This is a genomic window from Streptococcus mitis, from assembly GCF_023109515.1.
GTDB lineage: Bacteria > Bacillota > Bacilli > Lactobacillales > Streptococcaceae > Streptococcus > Streptococcus mitis_CS.
On the sequence record NZ_JALDUM010000001.1, the window covers coordinates 602,752 to 627,048 of the forward strand.

Genomic DNA, 24,297 nt, shown 5'->3' on the forward strand with positions numbered 1-24,297 from the left:
CATAATTCTTAAATTTCATTTAGAAAATGTGACATAAAATATTCTTCTAAGTCAATATTCTCTCTCCTAAGCTCTTTCATAGAGACCTGTTCTAGCATTTCTCCATTTTTGATAACACCAATTTTATCTGCTATCAGTGAAATTTCCGATAATATATGACTCGATATTAGTATTGTAATTCCATGCTCCTTAGAAAGCGACAACAAAAGATTCCGAATTTCTTGAATTCCTATTGGATCTAAACCATTGATTGGCTCATCTAAAATTAACAATTTAGGTTTTGTTAGAAAGGCACGAGCTAAACCAAGCCTTTGCCTCATTCCTAACGAAAAATCTTTTACTTTTTTAGTTGTATTCTTTAATCCGACCATTCTTAAGGCTCTTATTATATCTGATTCAATAATATTTTTCCCCATATACTGAGCGTGAATTTCTAAAATTTCTTTTGCAGTGCAATTATCATAAAAAATTGGTGTTTCAATAACACTTCCAACCTGACTTAGAATCTCCTCTCTGTGATCTTGTAAATTTTTTCCAAAGATTTCAATACTACCAGATGTAACAGTTGATAAGGATAACATGCATTTCATTAACGTTGTTTTTCCAGCACCATTTGGTCCTAAAAATCCATAGATTTCTCCTTCAGAAATCTGAAGGTTGATACCACTCAAAACTTCTTCCTTATCAATTGTTTTAAAAAGTTCTTTTATTTCAACAATATTTCCCATTTCTATCTCTCTTTCTCTCTATATACAGCTTTAAATGCAAAAATTTTTCTTCAGAAGTGTAAATACCAATTTATACGGCTCTTCTTTTAAAGTTATCATCAAGAAATTATTATTTTACTTCCATTAAATTCAGATATACTACTTGATATTAATATCTTTTCTTGAAATAGTATAAATTGAAAATGAAACAATCATTAAACTTATGAAACTAGCAAATATTAAGAAGAATACGTTATCAACAAAATTATTAGTTAAACTGCCTGGACTTACATTCGAAAGTAACGCTGCTAAACCAAGTCCTGAAAGCATTGTTATAGCTATTGAATGCCTAATCATACCTAAAACAAAAGGTAGTATTCCGATTAATACTGTTCCAAACGTAATTCCAGCTAAGTTAATCATTTGATTAGCTACTGGTATATAATTTGATTCAGTTAAAACTGCTACTAATTTAATTAATAATTGAATAACTAAATGTGCAGTAAAATGAACAATAAATGATATCAGAATTACTGCAAGAACTTTCCCCCATAATAATTTTATTTTAGAAACAGGGTAGGAAAACAACTGAAAAATTGTTCTTCGTTTAAATTCATCAATAATAATCGTAGACAATAAATAAGATTCAAAAATCAAAAATGCTGCTTTGGTAAATAAAGATGCAAACAATGATGTTGCAATTGCCCAACCTTCCCATTTACCAGTAACTCTAATAACATTAGAATCCTGTCCAGTGAATTCTCCCAGTTTATTATCAGTACCTAACCCCATGATTATGATTCCTGTAATGCCTAATATTATCAATATAGTACCCAACCAAGCAAAAAATATTTTTGATTTTGAAACTTTATTTAATTCAATTTTAATAAGCGACAACATAGATTTTTCCTCCAAAAAATTTTGTTAATATTAATTACACTATTCAAAAAAAACCTTACATACTTCGGGTATGTAAAATTCAAAAAAACAAACATACTAAAGGTATGTATAATGGAATTTTTAATACCATATCTAGAGTATGGTATTTTTTAAAATATCAATACTTAAAATTTATTTGACACCTTTTAAGTGATCAAATAATTGGAAAATTACTTCCATCATTTCATCAGTAATCAACTGCACTCCTAAACCTTCAAAAGTTAGTTTAATGAACTTCATTTTACGCTTTAATTCTTCTACTGAATAAATAGAAATTTGGAACCCAATCCAAATATTCAAAGTTAAAACAATCAAATCAGCTAGCTCTTCTGGATATTCTGTTTTAATTGATTTATCTTCAACACCTTCGAAAACTTTTTCTCTAATCCCTGGTAAAAAATCAGAAAATAAATTTAAATACTGTTCACCTAATAAACGTGGGCTTCTTAACATAATTGAAGCTGAGTATACAAGCCTTTGTTGTTCAAAATCAGAGAAAGAGTCCATCAAAGAATTTTGTATTTTTTCTAATGCAGTATCTCCTCTCCAATTGTAATTTAAAATTTCTTGATTGTTTTCGCTAATGATTGATTGCAATATTTCATATTTAGACTCGAAATGATGATAAATAACTCCTTTCGTCAATCCACCTAACCCATCGATTATATCTTGTATTGAGGTATTATCAAATCCTTTTTCTAAAAATAAATTTTTTGAGACCTCTAGTATTTTTTTTCTAGTTTCATATGAGTTTCTATTCCTTGCCATTTTAGTCCCTTTCTATCATACCGATGGTATGTAATTCTATTGTAGTGGAAGTAACTAATAATGTCAAGTTCTTTATTGGAAAATGCAAAAAAGCCTTACAATCAAGGCTTTTCTATACTTTCACAAAAATCCTAATAAATTTCCATTCAACTTCTTCTAAGCATCTTTTCTAAAAAATAAATTGACAATCTCATCTTCTGAAAAGTCTAGCTCACCAAGTTTTTCAAACAAAATTTTCACTAGCTTTTTAGATTCTTGATATCTTAACTCCTTTATTTCTTGCTCGCTTGCTATGACAAAATATCCTAATGTTCCACAGCTAATAATCAAATTCTGTTCTTCGAGAACTTTCATTGCTTTTTGGACAGTTGCCGGATTACACTTCTCGTTTTCTGCTAATCTCCTTATTGAAGGAATTTGTTGTTCAGGTGCATAATCACCTCTTAAAATAGTCGTTCTTAATTTTGATGCAATTTGTAAATATAGATGGTGTTTCATTTAATCTTTTTATTATCACTTTGCCTAACAAACTTCCAATATGCAGAATAGGGGATAACTGTAGCTAGTAGAAGATAGTATTTATTTGCAAACATATCTGCTTCTCCTTTTGCATTGAAATGAATCGGAACTTTTTCTGGGAGAAATCTACAAATAACAACTATTATAGCTAGCATTACTAATAACACCAAAATATCTTTTATCAGTCTGTTTTTCATCTTATTTTTCTCCTTTAACTAGATAAAATTTGACTTGCTTATTTTTAAATAAACACCCATTGTAATAATCAATAAAACTACTGATACTACCTGTAAAACAAATATAATCGGAAGATTAAACAGCCAATTAAACAAAAGTGGCGTAATAAGCGCAATCATACCAATAATTCCAGTTACAATAACAGGAAGACTTTGTTTGACAACTATCATCTCACTGTCCCAATCATAGTTAGGATATTTTTTATTTAATGCAATTCCGATTACAGTTATAAAAAAGGAGTAACATATAGGAACAATAATTAGGTTCGTGACTTGAATGAGATTCATATCTAGTTTTAGCACAAATACAGATACAGAAATCATATATCCAATCAAATGAAGTGTAAGATTGACAGCTATCTTAGCATTTAAAATCATTCTTACCTCAACCGGAGAACTTTTCAAAATCCAAATATTTTTACCCTCTAAAGACATAGATGAAGCTGCTGGACAACTGAGTGAAAGCATAGATGAAATAAAGACGGGAGCTAAGTTTGAAAGATACTCATTTATATTTTCAATTCCTGCAGAATTTCCTATTTGCCCTACAGAATTAAACAGGAAACATATACTAAAGACACATAAAAGAATCACTCCAAGCCCAGCATTCAAGACTGCCATATAAGAACTTAAAAATCGTCCAAGCTCTTTTTGATACAAGGCAAAAAATACCGATTTTCTTTCATAAGATACTTTGTCATTAGCATATCTTGATTTTGTATTGGCAAGTGTATTAAGTAGTCCATACTTCAACGAAGCAATTTTGACAAATAGATAAAAGACGACTATTGAAAGAACTATATAAAATCCCATCCCATAGTACATTGGAAAATTGTAGTATGACATAAATAGTCTAGAAATTGGATACAGTCCAGTAATTTGCTTAGCCAGAGTAACCCCAATACTACTTTCATCACCTGATTGCATAGCTGATAATGCAAAATATCCAATTATACCTAACATCGCAAATGAAAAAATAAGAGAGATAACATTTTTTCTTTTAAAAAAAGATGAAGCGACAACAATAACGATTCCCATGCATGTCGCTATACACATGGGGATCAAAGGGGCAAAAATTATAGAAGTAAAATACAATATAATCTGTAGGAGGTTTAAACTTCCGTTCAAGCCCCATACAATTCCACCTGGAAGCATAAACATCAAGCCTATTAAAAAATTCAATAAGTACATAAACATGAACTTGCTGGTGATAATATACGAACTTTTAACAGGTAAGGATAGGAGAATTTCCATATCTCGACTGCCAAATAAAATGCCATTCGAATAAAAGACAGTCAAAAATAATATTGAAAAACTTGATACAGAGACCATATATGCCGGTATCAAGTCCTGCTGTCCGACGTGTACCAATGTTTTCGCTGTTAGTATATTATAAACAAAGCAAAATAAGGAAAGAGTTATTATGCCAAAACTCGCAATAGCCATTGAACTTTGTTTTTTATTTCCTGAATCTCTAATCTCGTTAATAGGAAAGAAATTAATCAATTGCGCTTTAAGCAACATCCAAATGTTACTCATTGTCCTGAACCTCCATAAAAAATGCCTCCAATGATTCATCACCTTTGACGTCTCCTGTATTGCCACTTGCAATTAACTTTCCATTTTTGATAATGGCAATCTTATTACATAATTTTTCCGCAACATCCAATACATGGGTTGAAAAGAAAATAGCACCTCCATCTGAAACACACTCATGCATAATTTTCTTTAGTAGGAAAGTTGCTTTGGGATCTAGCCCAACAAAAGGTTCATCTAAAATCAACAGTTTGGGAGAATGTACAAGTGCAGAAATAATGGCTGTTCGTTGCTTCATACCATGTGAATATGAAGAAATAATCCCCGAAAGATGCTCAGTCATATCAAATAAATCACCGTATTTTTGGATTCTCTCCCTGCGTATTTTTGTAGGAATTTCAAACAAGTCAGCAATAAAATTAATATATTGAAGTCCTGTCATATGTTCATACAAATCTGGATTATCTGGGATATACGCCATCATTTTTTTACAAATAACAGGTTCTTCTTTAATAGAATGACCGTTGATAATTATACTTCCGTCTTCAAAATCATGGATACCGACAACTGCCTTTATCGTTGACGTTTTTCCCGCACCATTTGCTCCAATAAAACCATAAATATCTCCAGGCTGTACTGAAATAGATAGGTTATCCACAACCTTCTTATCCCCATAACTTTTACTAAAATTCTTTATCTCTAACATATTTTCGTCTCCATTGACAATTTGTCAGTCTTGTTTTGAAATAATACCGATAGCTTGTTTTGATTTAGCTATCGGTACATAGTTCTCTTTACAAATATTCTATCTTTTTTTAATTGCTAAAGAGTCCTTTTGTATTTAGATTTTGTTCCAGCATTATCTTAAATGCATTCAAGTAATCTTTGACAGGTTCTTTCTTTGAAGTTATGATACCTATGTTATTTGAAACAAAAACATAGGCTGTCATCAGAAATTCTGCTGTTTCTGATGGATATTTTACAGAAAATACTTTTTCTGAGATGCCTTGATTTATTATCCTCTCAAAATATATAGTCAGTTTTTCAATGAGCTTATGAGATAACTTATCTAACATATAACGATTTTCTTCAAGATCAACCGTCTTTTGTAACTCAGTTCCTTCCGCTGAAACGTTATCTGTAGAGATTATTGTGGCATCTATAAAGGCTCTTATTTTTTCAATAGCAGTTTTGTCGTCATCATTGACAATCACATGAATATCTCTCAATAATTTCTCTGAATAACGTTCCACAAGACAATACAGAATATCTTCTTTGTTCTTAAAGTGATAGTATAACAAACCTCGTGATATATTTACCTTATCGACTATATCCTGAGTTGTTGTGTTCGCATATCCTTTCTCCATAAAGAGGAGCATAGCAGCATCCATAATCTCAGCACGTCGAATTTCCGGATCTTTTACATCTCGCATTTTATTCCTCCTGATTATAAATTATACTACTCTACTGACAAATTGTCAATTATAAAATTACCTTTTTGAGGATACCAAAAAAATCCTTGACACCAAGGATTTTTCGTCAACATTTTTTCTAAGCTCGTACAAGCAGTGATACCGCCTCAACATGATGCGTCTGCTAGACTCAAAAGGTTCACTGAACCTTTTGAGGATTAACTACGTTTCTCCAACAAGCTTACACATTCGACGTGATGTGTCTGAGGAAAAAGATCCACCGGCTGGACTTTCTTCAATTTATATCCTAACTCTTGGTAGAGTTTGATATCACGCGCCATGGTTGCGACATTGCATGAGATATAGGCAATGCGGTCTGCTTCTGTTTGAGCGCTTGCCTTGATAAAGCTTTCTGTGAGTCCTTTTCTTGGTGGATCTACTAGGATAAGACTTGGTTGAATCCCATCTTTGAGCCAATTTTTCATAGCGTTTTCAGCTGTGTCGCATACATAGTTGGCGTTTGAAATATTGTTCAGCTGAGCATTCTTTTTGCTATTCTCAACCGCTTCTGGAATTACTTCAACACCATAAACTTCTTTGACATGTTTCGCAACAGAGAGGCCAATCGTCCCGATACCAGAATAGGCATCAATAACCACGTCATCTTTTTTTAATTCAGCAAAGTCAATGGCTGTTTGATAAAGTTTTTCAGCCATTTCAGTATTGACTTGGTAAAAAGCGGGACCAGCGATTTGGTAGTCATTTCCCAACATTTGGTCGGTAATATAGTCTTGACCATAAAGCGTACGCCATTCCTTACCAAAAATAGCATTAGTGTTCTGGTCATTAATATTTTGCATAACAGACACAATCTCTGGGAACTGCTTGATTAGTTGTTCAATCAATTGCTCCACACGAAAAACTTTGGGACGAGTTGTTACCAAAATAACCATAATTTGACCTGAATAATGTCCGCGACGCACCACAAGGTTTCGAATCAAGCCAGATTGTTCCTTTTCATCATAAGGTTTCAAATCATAACGACGGAGCAAGTCGCGTAGGGCTACTACTACCTCATCAATCACAGGATCTTGGATAAAGAAATCTTCTAGAGGCATGAGGTCATGCGAATTCTTACGGAAAAATCCTGTTTCCAAGACACCATTCACACGACGAACAGGGACCTGCGCCTTATTGCGGTACTTGACTGGATGTTCCATACCTAAAGTTTCAGCAACCTCTATATCATCAATTCCAGCAATCTTATATAGACTATCCTTAACTTGCTTGGTTTTAAATTTGAGCTGTTCTGGATAGGCAAGATGACCTAAATCCGCGATTCCTGAACGCAGGTAAGCCAAATCTAAATCTTGATTACGGTGTGGTGATTGAACAAGGTATTCTTCAACTTTACCAAAACCAATCTTTTTATTGACCTTGAGGACACGCATGAGGATTTTTTCACTCGGTAAAGCATTCTCGACAAAGAATACCAAACCATCCACCTTGGCCACTCCTGCACCTTCATGGGTCAAGTCAACAATTTCAACTTCTACAATATCATTTTTCTTTAACATTTTCTTCTCTTTCTATTGACCGACAAAAAAGACGGCAACGTTACGGTTACCATCTATTATACCATGATTTTTCTTAAGAACCAAAACTCTTGAAGAAGTTGACAATGGCTTGCCAGAGGGAGCTTAGGAAATTGCCGCCGTCCTCTAGCGCCTTATCAGCATCAAAGTTAAGGTTGATATTTTTAAAACTGTCGCCAGCTTGTGAAACAATACTTTGTTTAAGGTCATTCAGGGTTTTAGTGAAGTCTGCATTGCTGAGGATATCACTCTTCGATAGATTCAAAGCAAAATTGATGATGATATTGATTTGGTTTCCTGTTATAACCTGATCAAGTTTGTAATTTTTCAAGGTATCTTCAACAATTTTACGGATATCTTCCTCCGTCAGATTTCCCTTGCTTTCTTTAGCTTTGGCGAGTCCTGACTTGATATCAGCTAGGGCAACGTTTAATTTATTAGCATCATAGCCTGACTTGTCCTTGTTTTCAGCATTGATATCGGACAAAGCCTTCAACTCTTCTTGAGCCAAATCTTTGTTGGCTTGTGGCACCTTGGCTCCATTAGCTTCCAGCGAATAGTAAATCCCGGCTAAGGCACTCTCACCTGTAACGGGAATAGGTGCTGCTACAGTGATTTTGGCATGTTCTACACCCAAAGTTACGGCCGCATTGCGGTACATATCCTGCGTTACCTTAGTGATGTTTTCTGGTGTTTCAATCTTGACCTCAAGTGGCGACTTGTCACCTAGTTTTTGAATCTTGGCTGATGAATACAACTGTAAACTAGAGTCATTGGCAACATTCATAATCTTAGAATAGACATCAGGTGTCATGGTCTTGAGTTCTTTGGTGTCTGTTGAGGCATTGTAGCCTAGTTTTTTAAGGGTTTGATTTTTTTGATCTTCAGACAATGATGAACCTAGGACATATTCAGGTTGAACATAGGTTTCATCGATGACTTTTTGAACATCAGTTGCTGCATGGACACTATTCATAGCTGTTACTGCCCACAAGACCGCAGCACTGGTCAGAAAGAGTTTCTTTCTCATAGGGAATTTCCTCCTTTACCTTTCTAGAGTAATATATCTATCTTAAAGAAAACTTATAACAAAAACACCTGGACTAGCCAGATGTCGAAAAGAGAGTAAAACATTTGATGATGTAAAGGTTGAGTTGCACCTGTCTAGAATAATAATAGTTTCCTCCATTTACATAGAGTTCGGCTCCATGAAAAATGGAAATGGGGTGAATATAACTATAAGTCTTTCCAGTGGTGTTACCAAGCAAGGGAGCAACAGTATCACGAGAGTACTGTTTGGCCAGTGCTAGGGTGTTTTCCTTACCATTTTGGGCGATAAAATCGATATAGGCAGGTCCAAAATTATAGGCTTGAACAGCCGTCCAGACATCTACCCCCTTCTTCTGGGCCAGATAGAGATTATCTGTCAGAGTTTGAACACCTTGCCGAATGCTAGAAGCATTATCATTGATGGTATTGGTGGAACCACTTGCAGACTCACTAGACTGCATAACATCGCCTTCTTTTCCTTTTGTTTCAGTATAAATCATAGCGAGCACAAGCTCTTCGTTTGCTGGGGTGTCTTTTTCACTCAAGATTTCTCGCACCATGGGTTGATAGGTCATGACTTGCTTGACATCCTGGTTAACGCGGTAAGCTTTATAGCCAGCAAAAAGGAAGACTGCTAGTACAAGCACTCTTCGAATTCGTTTAAACATTATTTACTTTGGATATCCTCGATATTTTTGATTAAGATAGAGTAGGTTCCATTGTCGTTTTGGATAAACTCAACAGACTCGGCGTCTTGATAGACGTTATTGGGAACGATGAGCTCAATTCCATTTGACAAGGAGAGTTTTTGGTTTTCAAATTTCTTTAATTGGCGGCTGGCATCAATTTCATCAAATTGAACAGGCTCTGGTACAGATTCCTTGACTTGATCAATAAAGCTCAAACGAGCCGTCAGATTATTGTCAAAAACGTCGTTGGCCAATTTTTCAGGTGACAATTCATTGCTTTCTTCCAGATTGTTAAAAATAGCTGATTTGACCTTGGATTGAAATTGAAAGTCATCTGTGTTAAAGGTTTCAGCAATGCGCTTTGCCGTTTTTTCCAGTTCCTTGATAGATTTCTTTGGAGAAATCTTAGGGGAAACGGCAAGAAGATTGTCTGAAAAATAGTTCAAGAAAGTCCCATTGTACTTGATGCGTTTTTCAATCAGATGGTACTTGCGACTCTGAAGATTGACCACCAAGGCCTCATCAGCACCCGTTCCAAATCCAGGCAGGTTATTCTGAGTCAGCTTGATTGGATTATCGACCTCTCCTCCGAGGTGGGTCAGGGTCTCACGCAGGGCAATTCGCAAGAAAGCGAAATGTTCCACGCCTTCTTTAGAAAATTGCACGAAAATCAAGTCATTGGTCTTGAGATTTTCTGAAATACTGAACTCTTCTTTCCAGAGATTAGCCAGTGTTACTGATGTCTCCAACAAATCGTCTGTAATGTGATTGAAGAAGGGATTTTCTTCTTCGAAAATCCCAGTCTTGGCTTCATCTGAATAGACACGTTCAATTTTTTTACGCAGGTATTCCTCGATTTTTGGAGTGATATTGAGAAACTTATCCGCTAGAAACAACTCGGTATCATCTGGGCTGAACTGATGGATAATGGCTTTCTTAATATAAATGTCCATAAAAGTTTTAGTCCTCGTATAATGGGAAGGCGTCTGTCAACGCTTTGACTTCACTTCTCACTTCTTCTAAGACAGCTTCATTTTCTGCATTCTTGAGGGTTTTAATGATCAGTTCAGCCACTTTGCGACTTTCTTCTTCACCAAATCCACGTGCAGTAATGGCTGCAGATCCGATACGAATCCCACTTGTCTTGAATGGTGACAAGGTTTCATATGGGATTGAGTTTTTATTTAGGGTAATATTGACTTCATCCAGCAAGTTTTGAGCAACTTTTCCGTTTTCTACAACTTTAGTCACATCCACTAGGAAGAGGTGGTTTTCAGTCCCGCCAGAAATGATACGGAAATCAGGGTCTTGCAAGAAGACATCTGCCATAGCCTTGCTGTTCTTGATAACATTAGCAGCATATTCCTTGAAGGCTGGATCCAAAACTTCTTTGAAGGAAACAGCTTTAGCCGCCACAACGTGCTCCAAAGGACCACCCTGAATACCAGGGAAAATAGCTGAATTGATTTTCTTAGCAAGTTCTTCGTCATTAGTCAAAATCAAACCACCACGAGGTCCACGAAGGGTTTTGTGAGTCGTTGTTGTCGTGATGTGAGCGTATGGTACTGGACTTGGGTGAAGACCAGCAGCAACCAAACCAGCGATATGAGCCATATCTACCATGAGCTTAGCCCCAACGGCGTCCGCAATTTCACGGAATTTTGAAAAGTCGATAATTTGAGAATAGGCTGAAGCACCTGCTACGATCAATTTTGGTTTTACTTCTTGGGCTTGTTTCAAGATAGCATCAAAATCCAAGAGTTCCGTTTCAGGATCTACACTATAAGAAACAAAGTTGTAGGTTTGACCTGAGAAGCTAACTGGAGCTCCGTGGGTCAAGTGTCCACCTGCTGCCAAATCCATCCCCATAACGGTATCACCTGGCTCAATTAAGGCCATGTAAGCCGCACAGTTGGCTTGGCTTCCTGAGTGTGGTTGGACATTAGCAAATTTAGCGCCGAAAATTTCTTTTGCACGTTCAATAGCTAGACTTTCTACCACGTCTACCACATCCGTTCCACCATAGTAACGACGGCCTGGGTAGCCTTCGGCGTATTTATTCGTCAAGATAGACCCTTGAGCTGCCATAACAGCCTTGGAAACTACGTTTTCCGAAGCAATCAACTCAATGTTGTTTTGTTGTCGTTCTTCTTCTTTGGCAATAGCATTCCAGAGATCAGCATCATATGCTTTAAAATCATCTTTATCAAAAATCATAGGTCTTCTCCTTTATAGTGTGACTGGTCCATTAGTTTAATTTTTTATTAGAAAATTAAACTAAAAGATGCGAATAAACCGTTTCTGCACTTTATCACAAGTATATCCAACTTTTTCATAAAATGCATGAGCTCCCAGACGATGATCGGCAGAGTTTAAGCGGATAAACCCGTAACCACGTCTTTTTGCTTCTTGCTCCAACCCTTGCAGTAAGCCTTTACCGATACCTTGCCCTTGTGCTTGAGGTGAAACTGCTAAAGCTAAGATATTAAATCCTGCTTTAGAATAAAGTGATTCATAGACCTCAGCGTGGACATATCCAAGTAAGACATGACTAGCTGCATCCTCATAGCCAAGTAGGAAATGATGTGAATCCTGAGATAATCTAGCTAGTTGACTAGCTGTTTCCTCTGTACTAAAAGAATAGCCCAAAGCCTCTTGATTGATGTCACAAATAGCTTTCACATCTGTTTCTTGCAAATCTCTTAGCATTTTATTCCTCCTCAAAAGAAATCTCTGGCAACCGAGCAAGAATATCTTCTCGCTTAATGGCCCCTTGGCGTAAGATTTTCACCTTGTCTCCAGACAGATCCAAAATAGTTGAATCCTGTCCAGTTAAAAAAGCATCGTCTTCCAGACCCAGAACCTCTTGATCAAAATCCTTCAGAATTTGTTCAAAGGTCACTCCACTTGCCTGACCTGAAATATTGGCAGACGGCCCAATCAATGGACCTGTCTCTCGAATCAAATCAAGCGTGATGGGATGACTTGGCATCCGAAATCCAACAGTTGCAAGGCCAGAATTAACCCAATAAGGAACTCGGTCATTGGCATCAAGGATAATGGTCAAGGGACCTGGTAAAAAGGTCTCTACAAGTTTTTGAAGATAAGTTGGCTGATTCTTTGAAAAGTGCAAGATGTCCTCTAGAGAGGCGATATTGAGATTGAGTGCTTTATCTCTAGGTCGACGTTTGAGCTGGTAAACATGGTCAACTGCTTTTTCATCTAAAGCCTTAGCAAAAAGACCATAAACAGTCTCTGTAGGCAGAACAACAGCTCCACCCTTTTCCAACTCTTGTCTAATCCTGCCCATCATCAACTACAACCATCCTATCTTGACCAAACTGATCCTTGAGTGTTCGAACTCTTTTTTCAGGAAGATGTTTCCTAAAGAGTTCAGGAACACTTTGACCTTGCTTGTATCCAATTTCAAGGTAAATCTTACCACCATCTTTGAGATAGTCTTTTGCATTTTCCGCAATTCTACGGTAAATAGCTAGGCCATCCTCATCTGCAAAGAGAGCTAGATGAGGCTCCGAATGCAAAACATTCAAGCCGACCTCTGACTCATCTTCACGAGAGATATAGGGTGGATTGGAAACAATTATATCATATTTTTCAGAAATTTCTGTAAAACAGTCAGATTTTTTTAAAAATATTTGAAGATTTTGCTTTTTAGCATTTTCACTGGCTAAATCTAAAGCATCTTGGGAAATATCCGCTGCTGTTACTGACCAATTTGGTCTGTTTTTTGCTAGAGCGAGAGCAATAGCTCCACTACCTGTTCCAATATCCAGAACAGAAAGATTCGTCTCAGGATTTTCAGCTAGGATAAGCTCCACCAACTCCTCTGTTTCTGGACGAGGAATCAAGACCCGCTCATCTACTTTTAACTGCATTCCATAAAAATCTGCCTGTCCAATGATGTACTGTGCCGGTTTATGAGTTGCTAACTGTTGGAAAATTCCTTTTACAAATACTTCTTCCTCTTCCGTCACTTCCTGCTGGAGAGCAAAAACAAAGTCCGTAAAAGATAGATTTTTCAGGCTACGATAGACAAAAGAGAGGCTTTCAGCTTCCTCTCCCTGTCTTATCAATTCTTCTTCAAAATCTGAAAATAATTGAGCTAATTTCATTATTTATTTAATTCTTCTAATTTTTGTGTTTGGTCATAGAGTACCAAGGCGTCCACAACTTCATCCAATTTACCAGATAAGATGGTATCTAGTTTTTGGAGGGTCAAGCCGATACGGTGGTCTGTGACACGGTTTTGTGGGAAGTTATAAGTACGGATTCGTTCTGACCGGTCACCAGTACCAATTGTTGACTTACGCTCAGCATCTTGTTCATCTTGTGCAATCTGAGCAAAGTGGTCAGCGACACGCGCACGGATGATTTTCATAGCTTTCTCACGGTTCTTCTGCTGGGTACGTTCTTCCTGCATCTCAACCTTGATATTGGTTGGCAAGTGAACGATACGAACGGCAGTCGCAACCTTATTGACGTTCTGTCCACCAGCACCAGATGCGTGGTAGATATCAACACGAAGGTCTTTTGGATCGATATCGTACTCTACTTCTTCCACTTCAGGCATGACAAGAACTGTCGCTGTCGAAGTATGTACACGGCCCTGGCTTTCTGTCACGGGTACACGTTGCACACGGTGGGCACCTGATTCGTACTTAAGCTTAGAGTAAACAGACTGACCTGAGACCATAGCAACCACTTCTTTGAAACCACCGACACCGTTCATAGAAGCTTCCATGACTTCAAAGCGCCAGCCTTGGGCTTCTGCATACTTTTGGTACATAGTTAGAAGGTCTCCGGCGAAAAGTGCCGCTTCGTCACCACCAGCCGCTCCACGAATTTCAAGGATGATGTTCTTGTCATCGTTTGGATCCTTTGGAAGGAGCAAGATTTTTAGTTTTTCTTCGTATTCTTCTTTTTCAGCCTTGGCATCTTTCAGCTCTTGCTTAGCCATTTCTTCCAAATCTGCATCTCCGCCTGATTCCTTAATCATCTCTTCGGCATCAACGATGTTTTGAAGTACTTGTTTGTACTCACGGTAGGCTGTTACTGTGTCACGAGTTGAAGCCTCTTCTTTTGAAAGCTCCATAAAACGTTTGGTGTCTGAAACGACATCCGGGTCACTGAGCAACTCTCCTAATTCTTCATAACGGTCTTCTACAGCTTGTAGTTGATCATAGATGTTCATTTTTTCTCCTTATTTCTCAATTGTTAAATCATAGATTGCTACTACTTCGTTCTCGGATATTTCCCCAGTTTCTTTAAATCCATAACTGAGGTAACAATATCTTGCATGTTCATTTTCTGGTTCATAAGACAACCAAAGTTTATTGCTTAAACCTGCTGGCGCTGTCCGAACATAGTCTAGTACTTTATCCATAATTGGTTTAAAATATCCTTGATTTTGAAAATTCTTATCAATCATAAAACGAAATAGTAAATAATTTCCACTACTAATTCCGATCTTTTTATCATAAGCTATCATCACAAAACCTATAATTGCATCATTATCATAAACTGTCAATGGAGCTACAAAATCTCCATTTTTAGTGTAGACGTATGCTTCAGCTAAACTAATTGCGTTGGTTGCAATGAATTGTTTTTGATATTCCTTGACATCCAAATTCAAAACATCAAAATAATTTTCCATTGTAACATCTCTTAGTTCAATTGTCATAGTTTTGCTCCTTGTTAGAGGTTATCATTGGCGCAAAATAATGTTTACGGCAAACCGAGATATAGGTTTCATTGCCACCGATCTGAATCTGCTCACCATCATAAACGGGCAGTCCATCCTGAGTACGCAACACCATGGTCGCCTTTTTCTTGCAATACTGACAAATGGTCTTGATTTCATCAATCTTATCTGCTAAAAGCAAGAGATACTTGGAACCTTCGAACAGTTCATTGCGAAAATCATTTTTCAAACCAAAAGCCATGACGGGTATATCTAACTCATCAACAACACGAGCTAGATCGTAAACATGGTGACGCTTGAGAAACTGGGCTTCATCGACCAAAACACAGTAAGGCTTTTCTGGTAGGTCTCGGATATAGCCAAAGATATCCGTCGTCTCCTCAATCGCAAGAGCAGGGCGTTTCATGCCAATCCGACTCGACACATAACCAACACCGTCACGCGTATCCAGAGCCGAGGTCATAATCACAACACCTTTTCCCTGCTCCTCATAGTTATAGGCCACCTTGAGAATCTCAATCGTCTTACCTGAGTTCATGGTCCCATAACGATAATACAACTGTGCCATGCTTCTTGCTTCACGTCCATTTCTAAATTTTTGCTACATTCTAGTATATCATAATTTTCTGAAGCTTTAAACGGCAAAATGTGGTAAAATAGAAGAAATCAAAACTAGTGGAGGAAGCCATTATGCCATTTGTACGCATCGATTTATTTGAAGGACGCACGCTCGAGCAAAAGAAAGCTCTTGCTAAGGAAGTAACGGAAGCTGTTGTCCGTAACACTGGAGCACCTCAATCTGCTGTCCATGTCATCATCAATGACATGCCAGAAGGAACCTACTTCCCACAAGGGGAAATGCGCACCAAATAAGCTAGCTTAAGCAGAATTGCTTAGGCTTTTTCAATCTCCAAGTAACATCCATTGAAGAAATAGTTCAAATTTGTTACAATTTGAAAGGATACTTGGGAAAATTTCCAAGAAAAGAGCTATTAATTAAAGGAAACATTATGATTACACGAGAATTTGATACCATCGCTGCCATATCTACTCCACTAGGTGAAGGGGCTATTGGTATTGTCCGCCTGAGCGGAACAGACAGTTTTGCTATTGCGCAAAAGATTTTTAAAGGAAAAGACTTGAACAAGGTTGCCAGCCACACTCTCAACTACGGTCACATTATTGATCCTCTGACTGGTAAAGTCATGGACGAAGTCATGGTTGGGGCTATGAAATCTCCAAAAACCTTCACTTGTGAGGATATTATCGAGATTAACACCCACGGTGGGATTGCGGTGACCAATGAAATTCTCCAGCTAGCTATCCGTGAAGGAGCTCGGTTGGCAGAACCTGGTGAATTTACCAAACGTGCCTTTCTAAACGGTCGCGTAGATTTGACGCAGGCTGAGGCCGTTATGGACATCATCCGTGCTAAGACAGACAAGGCTATGAACATTGCAGTTAAACAATTAGACGGTTCCCTTTCTGAGCTGATTAATAATACCCGTCAAGAAATCCTCAATACTCTTGCCCAAGTCGAGGTTAATATTGATTATCCTGAGTATGACGATGTTGAGGAAGCCACTACTGCCGTTGTCCGTGATAAGACTATGAAGTTTGAGCAATTGCTAACCAATCTCCTTAGGACAGCCCGTCGCGGTAAAATCCTCCGTGAGGGAATTTCAACAGCTATCATCGGCCGTCCTAACGTTGGGAAATCAAGCCTTCTCAACAACCTCTTGCGTGAAGACAAGGCAATCGTAACCGATATTGCTGGTACTACTCGAGATGTTATCGAAGAATACGTCAACATCAACGGTGTTCCTCTAAAATTGATTGACACAGCTGGTATTCGTGAAACGGATGATATCGTTGAACAAATCGGTGTTGAGCGTTCAAAAAAAGCCCTTAAGGAAGCTGACTTGGTTCTGCTAGTGCTAAACGCTAGCGAGTCATTAACTACCCAAGACCGACAACTTCTTGAGATTAGCCAAGATACAAACCGTATTATTCTTCTTAATAAAACCGACCTGCCTGAAGCGATTGAAACTTCGGAACTACCTGAAGACGTTATTCGTATTTCAGTCCTTAAAAACCAAAATATTGATAAGATTGAAGAACGTATTAACAACCTCTTCTTTGAAAATGCTGGTTTGGTTGAGCAAGACGCAACTTACTTGTCAAATGCCCGTCATATTTCCTTGATTGAGAAGGCTGTTGAAAGCCTACAGGCTGTTAATGAAGGGCTGGAACTAGGTATGCCAGTTGACTTGCTTCAAGTTGACTTGACTCGTACTTGGGAAATCCTCGGAGAAATCACTGGGGATGCTGCTCCTGATGAACTCATCACTCAACTTTTTAGCCAATTCTGTTTAGGAAAATAAGAAAAATCCATGCTCGTTATTGCGGTCATGGATTTTATTGTCTTCATTAATAATCTGGTCTTAGGACACCTGTTACAGTTGCCTTAGTCGCTTCGTAGTCGCCATCTATAACAACCTTGATAATGCGTTTGGCATCTTCTTCTGGTGCTGGAACAAGAGGTAGACGAGTTGGTCCAGCTTCAAATCCCATATAGTTAAGAACTGCCTTAACTGGAGCAGGACTTGGATATGAGAAGAGGGCATTAACCTTAGGAATGAACTTGCGCTGAATAGCTGCAGCTGTCTTCATATCGCTTTCTGCAATAGCAGTAAACATCTCGTGCATCTCATCACCATTTGTATGAGAGGCAACAGAAATAACCCCGTCAGCACCAAGGTTCATGGCATGAAAAGCATCTCCATCCTCACCTGTATAAATCAAGAACTCCTCTGGCTTGTGCTCAATCAAGTAAGCCATATTAGCCAAACTAGTACATTCTTTGACACCAATGATATTTGGATGATCTGCCAAGCGAAGCATGGTTTCTGGAGTCAATTCGACAACTACACGCCCTGGAATGTTATAGATAATAATTGGTAGGTCAGAAGCATCTGCAATGGCCTTAAAGTGCTGATACATTCCTTCTTGAGAAGGTTTATTGTAGTAAGGAACAATAGCAAGTCCAGCTGCAAAGCCGCCAAAGTCTGCTACTTCTTTGACAAACTCGATAGAGTCACGCGTATCATTAGTCCCCACCCCCGCAATCAAAGGAACACGTCCATTGACAACTTTTTGTACAGCCGCAAAGAGTTCCAACTCTTCATCGTGGGTCAAGGTTGGACTCTCAGCAGTGGTCCCTGCGAGAAGAATACCATCTGTATGATGAGCCAACAAATGCTCAATCAAGGCTGGAATAGCATCAAAGTTAATGGAACCATCCTCATGGAAGGGGGTAATGAAGGCCGTGATGATTTTACACTCTTTTAAATCTTGATAAGACATGAAAACACCTCTCTATTTCAAAGAAGGAGTTCATATGAACTCCTAAACGTTATGACTATTTTAATTCAAATTTCAATTCAGCTGTTGGACGAACCAAGCCACGTTCGTGAAGAGTTTCTGCAATCTGAACGGAGTTCCAAGCAGCACCTTTGAGAAGGTTATCTGAAACAACCCACATGTGGATTCCTTTTTCTGCATCCAAGTCTTTACGGATACGACCAACAAAGGTATCACGCGAACCCACTGCATTGATGGCTTGAGGATAGATTTGATGAGCCACATCATCTTCAAGGACAGCACCTGGGAAAGCTGCGATAGCTGCTTTTACTTCTTCGATTGGAGCCACTTCTTTTGTTTCGATGTAAACAGACTCAGAGTGAGCTGACAAGACTGGAATACGCACACACGTTGCAGATACTGCAATGCTATCATCTTCCATAATTTTCTTAGTTTCCTTAGTCATCTTCATCTCTTCGTAAGTGTAATCATTGTCAGTGAAGACATCGATTTGTGGAAGAGCATTGAAGGCGATAGGATAGTGTTTCTTGTCACCACCTGAAGGCAAGATTTCGGCATGCAAATCACGTGGGGTTACACCATCATTCAAGACTTCACGAAGTTCACGTTGTGTCTCAAGAATTGCTCCCATACCAGCACCTGAAACTGCTTGGTAAGTTGAAACAATGATACGGTCCAAACCCCATTTTTGACGAACTGGCTCAAGCGCCACCATCATTTGGATTGTTGAACAGTTAGGGCAGGCGATGATTCCGTTGTGGGCATCAAGTGCATGAGCATTGACCTCTGGGACAACCAAAGGAACATCTGGATTTTGACGGAAGTAAGATGTATTATCTACTACTACCGCTCCAGCTTTAACTGCGTATGGTGCATACTTAGCTGATGTAGAACCACCTGCCGAAAAGAGAGCAATATCAACTCCTTCAAAAGCTGTTTCAGTCGTTTCTTCAATCGTAATATCTTGGTCTTTAAATTTCAAAGTCTTGCCTGCTGAACGAGCAGAAGCAAGGTAACGGATTTTATCGATTGGAAGTGTTGATTCTTCCAACATTTTTATCATCTGAGCTCCGACAGCACCTGTCGCGCCGACTACAGCAACTGTATATCCCATAAATAACCTCTTTCGGAATTTTCTAAAAATTTCTATAATAGATGTATTATACTACTTTTTCCATGAATTGCAAAGCATTTTCATCAATTTTTGGAAAATAAAAATCCCCAGTCACTAGACTAGGGACTAAGAGGCATCTTCATGTGATGGGCAGGTTCACACAACTCATCAAGGTCCGCTCCTGCGTTATGACCTCCTTATGCTCAATAGTAGTCCGAAGACTACCTATCGACTCATCGCATCTTCTATTCTACTAAAGAGAATCACTTTTGTCAACAGACGAAACTCTTTAGTTTCATTTACACAGCTGAATAGAAATATCTTTGAAACATTTGATGCATACATAACAAAAACCCTTGTAAATCAAGGGCTTTTCTGTCTATTTTATGCTAATTGCCGGGATTGAACCGGCGACCTCATCCTTACCATGGATGCGCTCTGCCAACTGAGCTAAATCAGCTTACTTAAGAAGTATACTATAGTTAGAAAAACTTGTCAAGTTTCCTTAGAAATTTTCCATAAGAAAAAGCCAGGTAAGAGCCACCTAGCTTATCTTCTTCTATTTGCTTAAATCGATTCGACGACCAATTTTACCAATGATAATCGCACCAATAATTAATGAGGCAAATTCACCAATTCCTGTTGTGAACCAAGTAAGGAAAAATGGTAATTGCGCTACGATATTCAACTCGGCAGCGATAGTAAACATAGAAATTGAAAAGAGGATTGAGAAGAAGAAATGATCTTTTCGAATCAATCCGTTAAAAAGATAATCCTTGCTGTATTTTGCAAAAAGCCAAACACCTAGACTGAGGAATACTAAGGTTGATCCACCACCAACAAAGACATCTAGCAGTCCGAAGCTAAAGAAATTAGCAATCATACAACCGATAGTAACTCCTATGATATACTTAGGATTGTAAAAAGCCATAAAATTCATCATTTCTGAAATACGAAACTGATAAGCACCATAGCTAATAGCATTTAGGGGCGGTGTAACAGTCAAAACGACATAGATAGCAGCGACGATTGCAATATCTGCAACATCACGAATAGTTAATTTTTTCATCTTTTCTCCTTTGGCGGTTGCCCGCGTGTAATATGCTTGGTGAAAGAAGCTAAGCACCAAGGGTTGATTCAATCAACCTTACTAGTATAGCACAATAACTTGCTTTATGCTATACTAAAAGTATGAAAAAACGCATTCAAAGTCTCTTCGAGAATGAGCTCTTAGCCTATCTCTTTTTTGGTATAGCAACTACTCTTGTCTCCATTCTATCCCGATTAGTCATTTATCAATTAACCCATAAAGAACTGCTTGCTACTGGACTAGCAAATAGTATCGGTATCCTCTTTGCATTTATTACAAATGATAGGCTTGTCTTTAAGCAAGCTAGAGAGAATTGGCCAAGCCGTTTAGTAAAATTTACTATAGCACGTCTTTCTACTTTTCTTTTAGACTTGTTTTTAACTTTTATCTTTGTAACTCAGTTTCCTAATATTATCGGGCAATTTGTAAATAATAATATAGACAAGGTTAATAGTATTGAAACCGTTATTTCACAATTCTTGATAATTATCCTCAATTACATTTTTAGTAAGGTATTTATTTTTAAAAAATAAGAAAAAATTTACATATAGCTTGCAAGAACTTCTTAATTAAAATATAATTAAGAGTAAGAATTTTTTTGAAAGGAAATTATGAAAATGTTAAAAGATCTTAAAGCATTTTTGCTTCGTGGTAACGTTGTTGACCTTGCTGTCGGTGTGATCATTGCCTCTGCTTTTGGTGCAATCGTTACTTCATTTGTTAATGATATCATCACTCCTCTACTATTGAACCCAGCCTTGGAAGCTGCGAAAGTACAAAACATCGCTGAGCTTGCATGGAATGGTGTTACATATGGTAAATTCTTGAGTGCTATTATCAACTTCCTTGTTGTAGGTACTGTTCTCTTCTTCGTTATTAAAGCTATGGAAAAAGCCCAAAGCCTTACTAAGAAAGAAGAAACTGTTGAAGAAGCTCCAGCTGGACCAACTGAATTGGAAGTACTTCAAGAAATCAAAGCTCTTCTTGAGAAAAAATAATCGATTAAAAGGATCTAGCACAAAGCTAAATCCTTTTTTCTTTACTCTTTCGGTAACTTGCCTGCTTTCTCAAGCATTTTCTTAATAAGATAAGGCATCTTAACATTTTCACGACCTTTTTTCTCAATCAATTTTTTCACAAATTCTGGCATTTGTAAATCTTGAGATTCAGCCAAGATATTTTTAGTCTCATCTGAAGGAACTAACTCATCAAAGGTTTCTTCTTCTGGGAGAAATTCCTTAAATTCTTTGTCCTCATTAGCTCTGACGGTATTAACCAAGGCATCAATCAAGCGAGAATCTGTATTTGGCATTGGTGGACGATGGTAGTTTACTCCAAATTCCTGACATAAGTCATAACATTCCACATCGTTGTCAAACAAGACTTCAATGTGCTCACTGATAAAACTGATAGGAACAAAAATATAATGGTCTGGATGTTCTTTCTGTTCTCTGAGATACTCCAAGACATCAGGTTTAATCCATGGAATCCCGATATCACTTTCACTTTGCCAAGTGTTAGTATATTGCTCAGAACTCAAACCTAGTTTTTCAGCGACTAACTTGCTATTTTCAAAAATTTGGTCAATATAAGGGTCACCAAAATCCAAGGCAAAAATGGGCACACTGTGGGCTGAAAAAATGACTTTAAAGCTATCCTGCTTTACTTCTTCTTTTAAAATTTCACGAATTTCATCTGTCCAATAGTTTAAGAGCGCTTCTTCTTGATACCAGTCTTTAATAACTAAAAATTGGATTTGCTTGCTTTCTAAAAATTTCTCATATCCCATGACAGAGTAAAAAGAATAATGAGGCTCCAAAATCAAGCAAATACACTGCTCGATTCCGTCTGCTTCCATCTGACCAATCACATCTGGAATAAAGGGTTTGGAAAACTTATTAGCAAAATAAACACTATACTCATTCCCCAGCCTAGCTTCTACCAAGGCAACCTCTTCTCGGGTAATTTTTTGCAGAGGCGTGCCGCCAATTCGTACATAATTATCATAGAGAGTCTGAATTTCGTGGTCTTGAGGTCTCACTCCACGACGAATATTTGTGAAAAAATCAGCCACACCTTCAAAGGTAATCTCTTCTGGCGAACCGAAAGTCATCATTAAAATTGCTTTTTTCATAATCGCTTCCTTGTGATATTTTTATCAAGTTTATTTTATCATTTATCCATTAATAAGTAAACGCCAACATAGCGAATTTCCCTAACTTCTGTCTTTTGTTTTTCTCTCTTTTCTATGATACAATGGAAAAAATGAATTCAAAAGGAGTTTTTTATGACTTATCCCAATCTCTTGGACCGATTCCTAACCTACGTTAAGATCAACACGCGCTCTGATGAACACTCTACTACTACTCCAAGTACGCAGAGTCAGGTAGATTTTGCTACAAATGTTCTTATTCCAGAAATGAAACGTGTTGGATTACAAAATGTTTATTATCTACCAAATGGTTTTGCAATTGGAACCTTACCAGCCAATGATCCATCTTTAACACGTAAGATTGGCTTTATATCTCACATGGATACTGCTGACTTTAATTCCGAAGGAATCAATCCACAGGTAATTGAAAACTACGATGGTGGTGTGATTGAACTTGGAAATTCTGGTTTCAAACTCGATCCAGCTGACTTTAAGAGTCTTGAGAAATATCCAGGACAAACACTCATCACAACAGATGGAACAACCTTACTAGGAGCTGATGACAAGTCAGGTATTGCTGAGATTATGACAGCTATTGAATATCTGACTGCTCACCCTGAAATCAAGCACTGTGAGATTCGTGTTGGCTTTGGTCCAGATGAAGAAATTGGTGTTGGTGCCAATAAATTTGATGCAGAAGATTTTGATGTGGATTTTGCCTACACAGTTGATGGTGGCCCACTAGGTGAACTTCAGTACGAGACTTTCTCAGCAGCTGGTGCTGAATTACATTTCCAAGGACGCAATGTCCACCCTGGTACCGCCAAAGGTCAGATGGTCAATGCCCTTCAGCTAGCAATTGATTTTCACAATCAACTTCCAGAGAATGACCGACCTGAGTTAACTGATGGCTACCAAGGTTTCTATCATCTTATGGATGTGGCTGGAAGCGTTGAGGAGGCGCGTGCAAGCTACATCATTCGTGATTTTGAAAAAGACGCCTTTGAAGCGCGTAAAGCAGCTATGCAGTCTATCGCTGATAAGATGAATCAAGAACTTGGTAGCGACCGTGTCACCCTAAACTTGACAGACCAGTACTACAATATGAAAGAAGTCATTGAAAAAGATATGACTCCAATTACCATTGCCAAAGCAGTTATGGAAGATTTGGGTATCACTCCTATAATCGAACCAATCCGTGGAGGGACAGACGGCTCTAAGATTTCCTTTATGGGAATCCCAACCCCTAATATTTTTGCTGATGGCGAGAATATGCACGGACGTTTTGAATACGTCAGTCTTCAGACTATGGAACGTGCAGTTGATACCATCATTGGTATCGTAGCTTATAAAGACTAAAAAGACGAGGTAGCTTAGCTACTTC

The 24,297-nt window shown here is 37.9% G+C and carries 28 protein-coding genes, 1 tRNA gene and 1 riboswitch; of the genes, 5 read left to right on the forward strand and 24 right to left on the reverse strand.

All coding sequences use genetic code 11. The features are described 5' to 3' along the window. Positions 1 to 8: 8 nt before the first annotated feature. The 19 genes from M1G05_RS03015 to M1G05_RS03105 all read right to left on the reverse strand — a co-directional run bounded on the left by M1G05_RS03015 (position 9) and on the right by M1G05_RS03105 (position 15,741). Positions 9 to 728: an ABC transporter ATP-binding protein gene (locus tag M1G05_RS03015; protein WP_247953071.1), complete on the reverse strand. Its 720-nt coding sequence runs from the start codon at positions 726 to 728 to the stop codon at positions 9 to 11. Between the two features lie 138 nt (positions 729 to 866). Continuing rightward, complete coding sequence (locus tag M1G05_RS03020) at positions 867 to 1,607, reverse strand: ABC transporter permease (RefSeq protein WP_247953072.1); 741 nt, start codon at positions 1,605 to 1,607, stop codon at positions 867 to 869. A gap of 171 nt (positions 1,608 to 1,778) precedes the next feature. After that, positions 1,779 to 2,414 carry a TetR/AcrR family transcriptional regulator gene (locus M1G05_RS03025; protein ID WP_247953073.1) on the reverse strand — a complete coding sequence of 212 codons (636 nt, stop codon included), beginning with the start codon at positions 2,412 to 2,414 and terminating at the stop codon, positions 1,779 to 1,781. Between the two features lie 156 nt (positions 2,415 to 2,570). Continuing rightward, positions 2,571 to 2,912 (reverse strand): GntR family transcriptional regulator, encoded by a 342-nt coding sequence (locus M1G05_RS03030; RefSeq protein ID WP_247953074.1) that lies wholly within the window; start codon positions 2,910 to 2,912, stop codon positions 2,571 to 2,573. Continuing rightward, on the reverse strand, positions 2,909 to 3,130 hold the full coding sequence (locus M1G05_RS03035; RefSeq protein WP_173254376.1) for a DUF1648 domain-containing protein: 222 nt from the start codon (positions 3,128 to 3,130) through the stop codon (positions 2,909 to 2,911). The genes M1G05_RS03030 and M1G05_RS03035 overlap by 4 nt, the downstream gene beginning before the upstream one ends. Positions 3,131 to 3,148: 18 nt before the next feature. After that, complete coding sequence (locus M1G05_RS03040; protein WP_247953075.1) at positions 3,149 to 4,708, reverse strand: putative ABC transporter permease subunit; 1,560 nt, start codon at positions 4,706 to 4,708, stop codon at positions 3,149 to 3,151. Beyond that, a complete protein-coding gene (locus M1G05_RS03045) occupies positions 4,701 to 5,411 on the reverse strand; it encodes an ABC transporter ATP-binding protein (protein ID WP_045611708.1) in 711 nt (236 codons plus the stop codon). Before M1G05_RS03045 ends, M1G05_RS03040 begins: the two co-directional genes overlap by 8 nt. 109 nt (positions 5,412 to 5,520) lie before the next feature. Beyond that, the gene (locus M1G05_RS03050) at positions 5,521 to 6,138 is read right to left on the reverse strand and encodes a TetR/AcrR family transcriptional regulator (protein ID WP_045611710.1); all 618 of its coding nucleotides are present in this window, start codon (positions 6,136 to 6,138) and stop codon (positions 5,521 to 5,523) included. Positions 6,139 to 6,335: 197 nt separating this feature from the next. Next, on the reverse strand, positions 6,336 to 7,694 hold the full coding sequence (gene rlmD, locus M1G05_RS03055; RefSeq protein ID WP_247953076.1) for a 23S rRNA (uracil(1939)-C(5))-methyltransferase RlmD: 1,359 nt from the start codon (positions 7,692 to 7,694) through the stop codon (positions 6,336 to 6,338). A 73-nt stretch (positions 7,695 to 7,767) separates the two neighbouring features. Then, positions 7,768 to 8,742, reverse strand: coding sequence for a DUF1002 domain-containing protein (locus tag M1G05_RS03060; protein ID WP_247953077.1), 975 nt, complete (start codon positions 8,740 to 8,742; stop codon positions 7,768 to 7,770). Positions 8,743 to 8,815: 73 nt separating this feature from the next. Then, positions 8,816 to 9,430, reverse strand: coding sequence for a lysozyme family protein (gene pmp23 / locus M1G05_RS03065; protein ID WP_247953078.1), 615 nt, complete (start codon positions 9,428 to 9,430; stop codon positions 8,816 to 8,818). After that, the gene (locus M1G05_RS03070) at positions 9,430 to 10,404 is read right to left on the reverse strand and encodes a nucleoid-associated protein (protein ID WP_247953079.1); all 975 of its coding nucleotides are present in this window, start codon (positions 10,402 to 10,404) and stop codon (positions 9,430 to 9,432) included. Before M1G05_RS03070 ends, pmp23 begins: the two co-directional genes overlap by 1 nt. 7 nt (positions 10,405 to 10,411) lie before the next feature. Next, positions 10,412 to 11,668 carry a serine hydroxymethyltransferase gene (gene glyA, locus M1G05_RS03075; RefSeq protein ID WP_247953080.1) on the reverse strand — a complete coding sequence of 419 codons (1,257 nt, stop codon included), beginning with the start codon at positions 11,666 to 11,668 and terminating at the stop codon, positions 10,412 to 10,414. A 60-nt stretch (positions 11,669 to 11,728) separates the two neighbouring features. Then, positions 11,729 to 12,160, reverse strand: a complete 432-nt coding sequence (locus M1G05_RS03080) for a GNAT family N-acetyltransferase (RefSeq protein WP_247953081.1) — start codon at positions 12,158 to 12,160, stop codon at positions 11,729 to 11,731. A 1-nt stretch (position 12,161) separates the two neighbouring features. Next, complete coding sequence (locus M1G05_RS03085) at positions 12,162 to 12,764, reverse strand: L-threonylcarbamoyladenylate synthase (RefSeq protein WP_247953082.1); 603 nt, start codon at positions 12,762 to 12,764, stop codon at positions 12,162 to 12,164. Further along, on the reverse strand, positions 12,748 to 13,584 hold the full coding sequence (gene prmC, locus M1G05_RS03090; protein ID WP_247953083.1) for a peptide chain release factor N(5)-glutamine methyltransferase: 837 nt from the start codon (positions 13,582 to 13,584) through the stop codon (positions 12,748 to 12,750). The genes M1G05_RS03085 and prmC overlap by 17 nt, the downstream gene beginning before the upstream one ends. Continuing rightward, positions 13,584 to 14,663: a peptide chain release factor 1 gene (gene prfA, locus M1G05_RS03095; RefSeq protein ID WP_001028815.1), complete on the reverse strand. Its 1,080-nt coding sequence runs from the start codon at positions 14,661 to 14,663 to the stop codon at positions 13,584 to 13,586. The genes prmC and prfA overlap by 1 nt, the downstream gene beginning before the upstream one ends. A gap of 9 nt (positions 14,664 to 14,672) precedes the next feature. Continuing rightward, positions 14,673 to 15,152: a GNAT family N-acetyltransferase gene (locus M1G05_RS03100; protein WP_000151337.1), complete on the reverse strand. Its 480-nt coding sequence runs from the start codon at positions 15,150 to 15,152 to the stop codon at positions 14,673 to 14,675. Further along, positions 15,142 to 15,741 carry a thymidine kinase gene (locus M1G05_RS03105; protein ID WP_000068144.1) on the reverse strand — a complete coding sequence of 200 codons (600 nt, stop codon included), beginning with the start codon at positions 15,739 to 15,741 and terminating at the stop codon, positions 15,142 to 15,144. Before M1G05_RS03105 ends, M1G05_RS03100 begins: the two co-directional genes overlap by 11 nt. 122 nt (positions 15,742 to 15,863) lie before the next feature. Here M1G05_RS03105 and M1G05_RS03110 point away from each other — a divergent pair, with 122 nt between their 5' ends. Both M1G05_RS03110 and mnmE read left to right on the forward strand, forming a co-directional pair. Further along, positions 15,864 to 16,046 (forward strand): 4-oxalocrotonate tautomerase, encoded by a 183-nt coding sequence (locus M1G05_RS03110; RefSeq protein WP_001117401.1) that lies wholly within the window; start codon positions 15,864 to 15,866, stop codon positions 16,044 to 16,046. Positions 16,047 to 16,183: 137 nt separating this feature from the next. Next, positions 16,184 to 17,557 (forward strand): tRNA uridine-5-carboxymethylaminomethyl(34) synthesis GTPase MnmE, encoded by a 1,374-nt coding sequence (gene mnmE / locus M1G05_RS03115; protein ID WP_247953084.1) that lies wholly within the window; start codon positions 16,184 to 16,186, stop codon positions 17,555 to 17,557. Between the two features lie 46 nt (positions 17,558 to 17,603). Here mnmE and dapA read toward each other — a convergent pair whose 3' ends face one another. The 4 genes from dapA to M1G05_RS03135 form a co-directional block, all read right to left on the reverse strand. Beyond that, a complete protein-coding gene (gene dapA, locus M1G05_RS03120) occupies positions 17,604 to 18,539 on the reverse strand; it encodes a 4-hydroxy-tetrahydrodipicolinate synthase (RefSeq protein ID WP_247953085.1) in 936 nt (311 codons plus the stop codon). 55 nt (positions 18,540 to 18,594) lie between these two features. Further along, complete coding sequence (locus tag M1G05_RS03125; protein WP_050390811.1) at positions 18,595 to 19,671, reverse strand: aspartate-semialdehyde dehydrogenase; 1,077 nt, start codon at positions 19,669 to 19,671, stop codon at positions 18,595 to 18,597. 387 nt (positions 19,672 to 20,058) lie between these two features. After that, positions 20,059 to 20,131: transfer RNA gene (locus tag M1G05_RS03130), tRNA-Thr, on the reverse strand. Positions 20,132 to 20,230: 99 nt separating this feature from the next. After that, positions 20,231 to 20,740: a QueT transporter family protein gene (locus tag M1G05_RS03135; RefSeq protein ID WP_000737072.1), complete on the reverse strand. Its 510-nt coding sequence runs from the start codon at positions 20,738 to 20,740 to the stop codon at positions 20,231 to 20,233. Beyond that, a riboswitch (PreQ1 riboswitch) is annotated at positions 20,738 to 20,834 on the reverse strand. It overlaps the preceding gene by 3 nt. A gap of 28 nt (positions 20,835 to 20,862) precedes the next feature. Between M1G05_RS03135 and M1G05_RS03140 the strand changes: the two genes are divergently transcribed. Continuing rightward, positions 20,863 to 21,294 (forward strand): GtrA family protein, encoded by a 432-nt coding sequence (locus M1G05_RS03140; RefSeq protein ID WP_153199080.1) that lies wholly within the window; start codon positions 20,863 to 20,865, stop codon positions 21,292 to 21,294. Positions 21,295 to 21,378: 84 nt separating this feature from the next. Continuing rightward, positions 21,379 to 21,759, forward strand: a complete 381-nt coding sequence (mscL, locus tag M1G05_RS03145; protein ID WP_000910199.1) for a large conductance mechanosensitive channel protein MscL — start codon at positions 21,379 to 21,381, stop codon at positions 21,757 to 21,759. Between the two features lie 41 nt (positions 21,760 to 21,800). Here the strand turns inward: mscL and hemH are convergent, their stop codons facing one another. Then, positions 21,801 to 22,895, reverse strand: coding sequence for a ferrochelatase (gene hemH, locus M1G05_RS03150; RefSeq protein WP_247953086.1), 1,095 nt, complete (start codon positions 22,893 to 22,895; stop codon positions 21,801 to 21,803). Positions 22,896 to 23,048: 153 nt separating this feature from the next. On the opposite strand from hemH, the gene pepT reads away from it, so the two are divergent. Continuing rightward, positions 23,049 to 24,272, forward strand: a complete 1,224-nt coding sequence (gene pepT, locus M1G05_RS03155; RefSeq protein WP_247953087.1) for a peptidase T — start codon at positions 23,049 to 23,051, stop codon at positions 24,270 to 24,272. Positions 24,273 to 24,297: the final 25 nt, after the last annotated feature.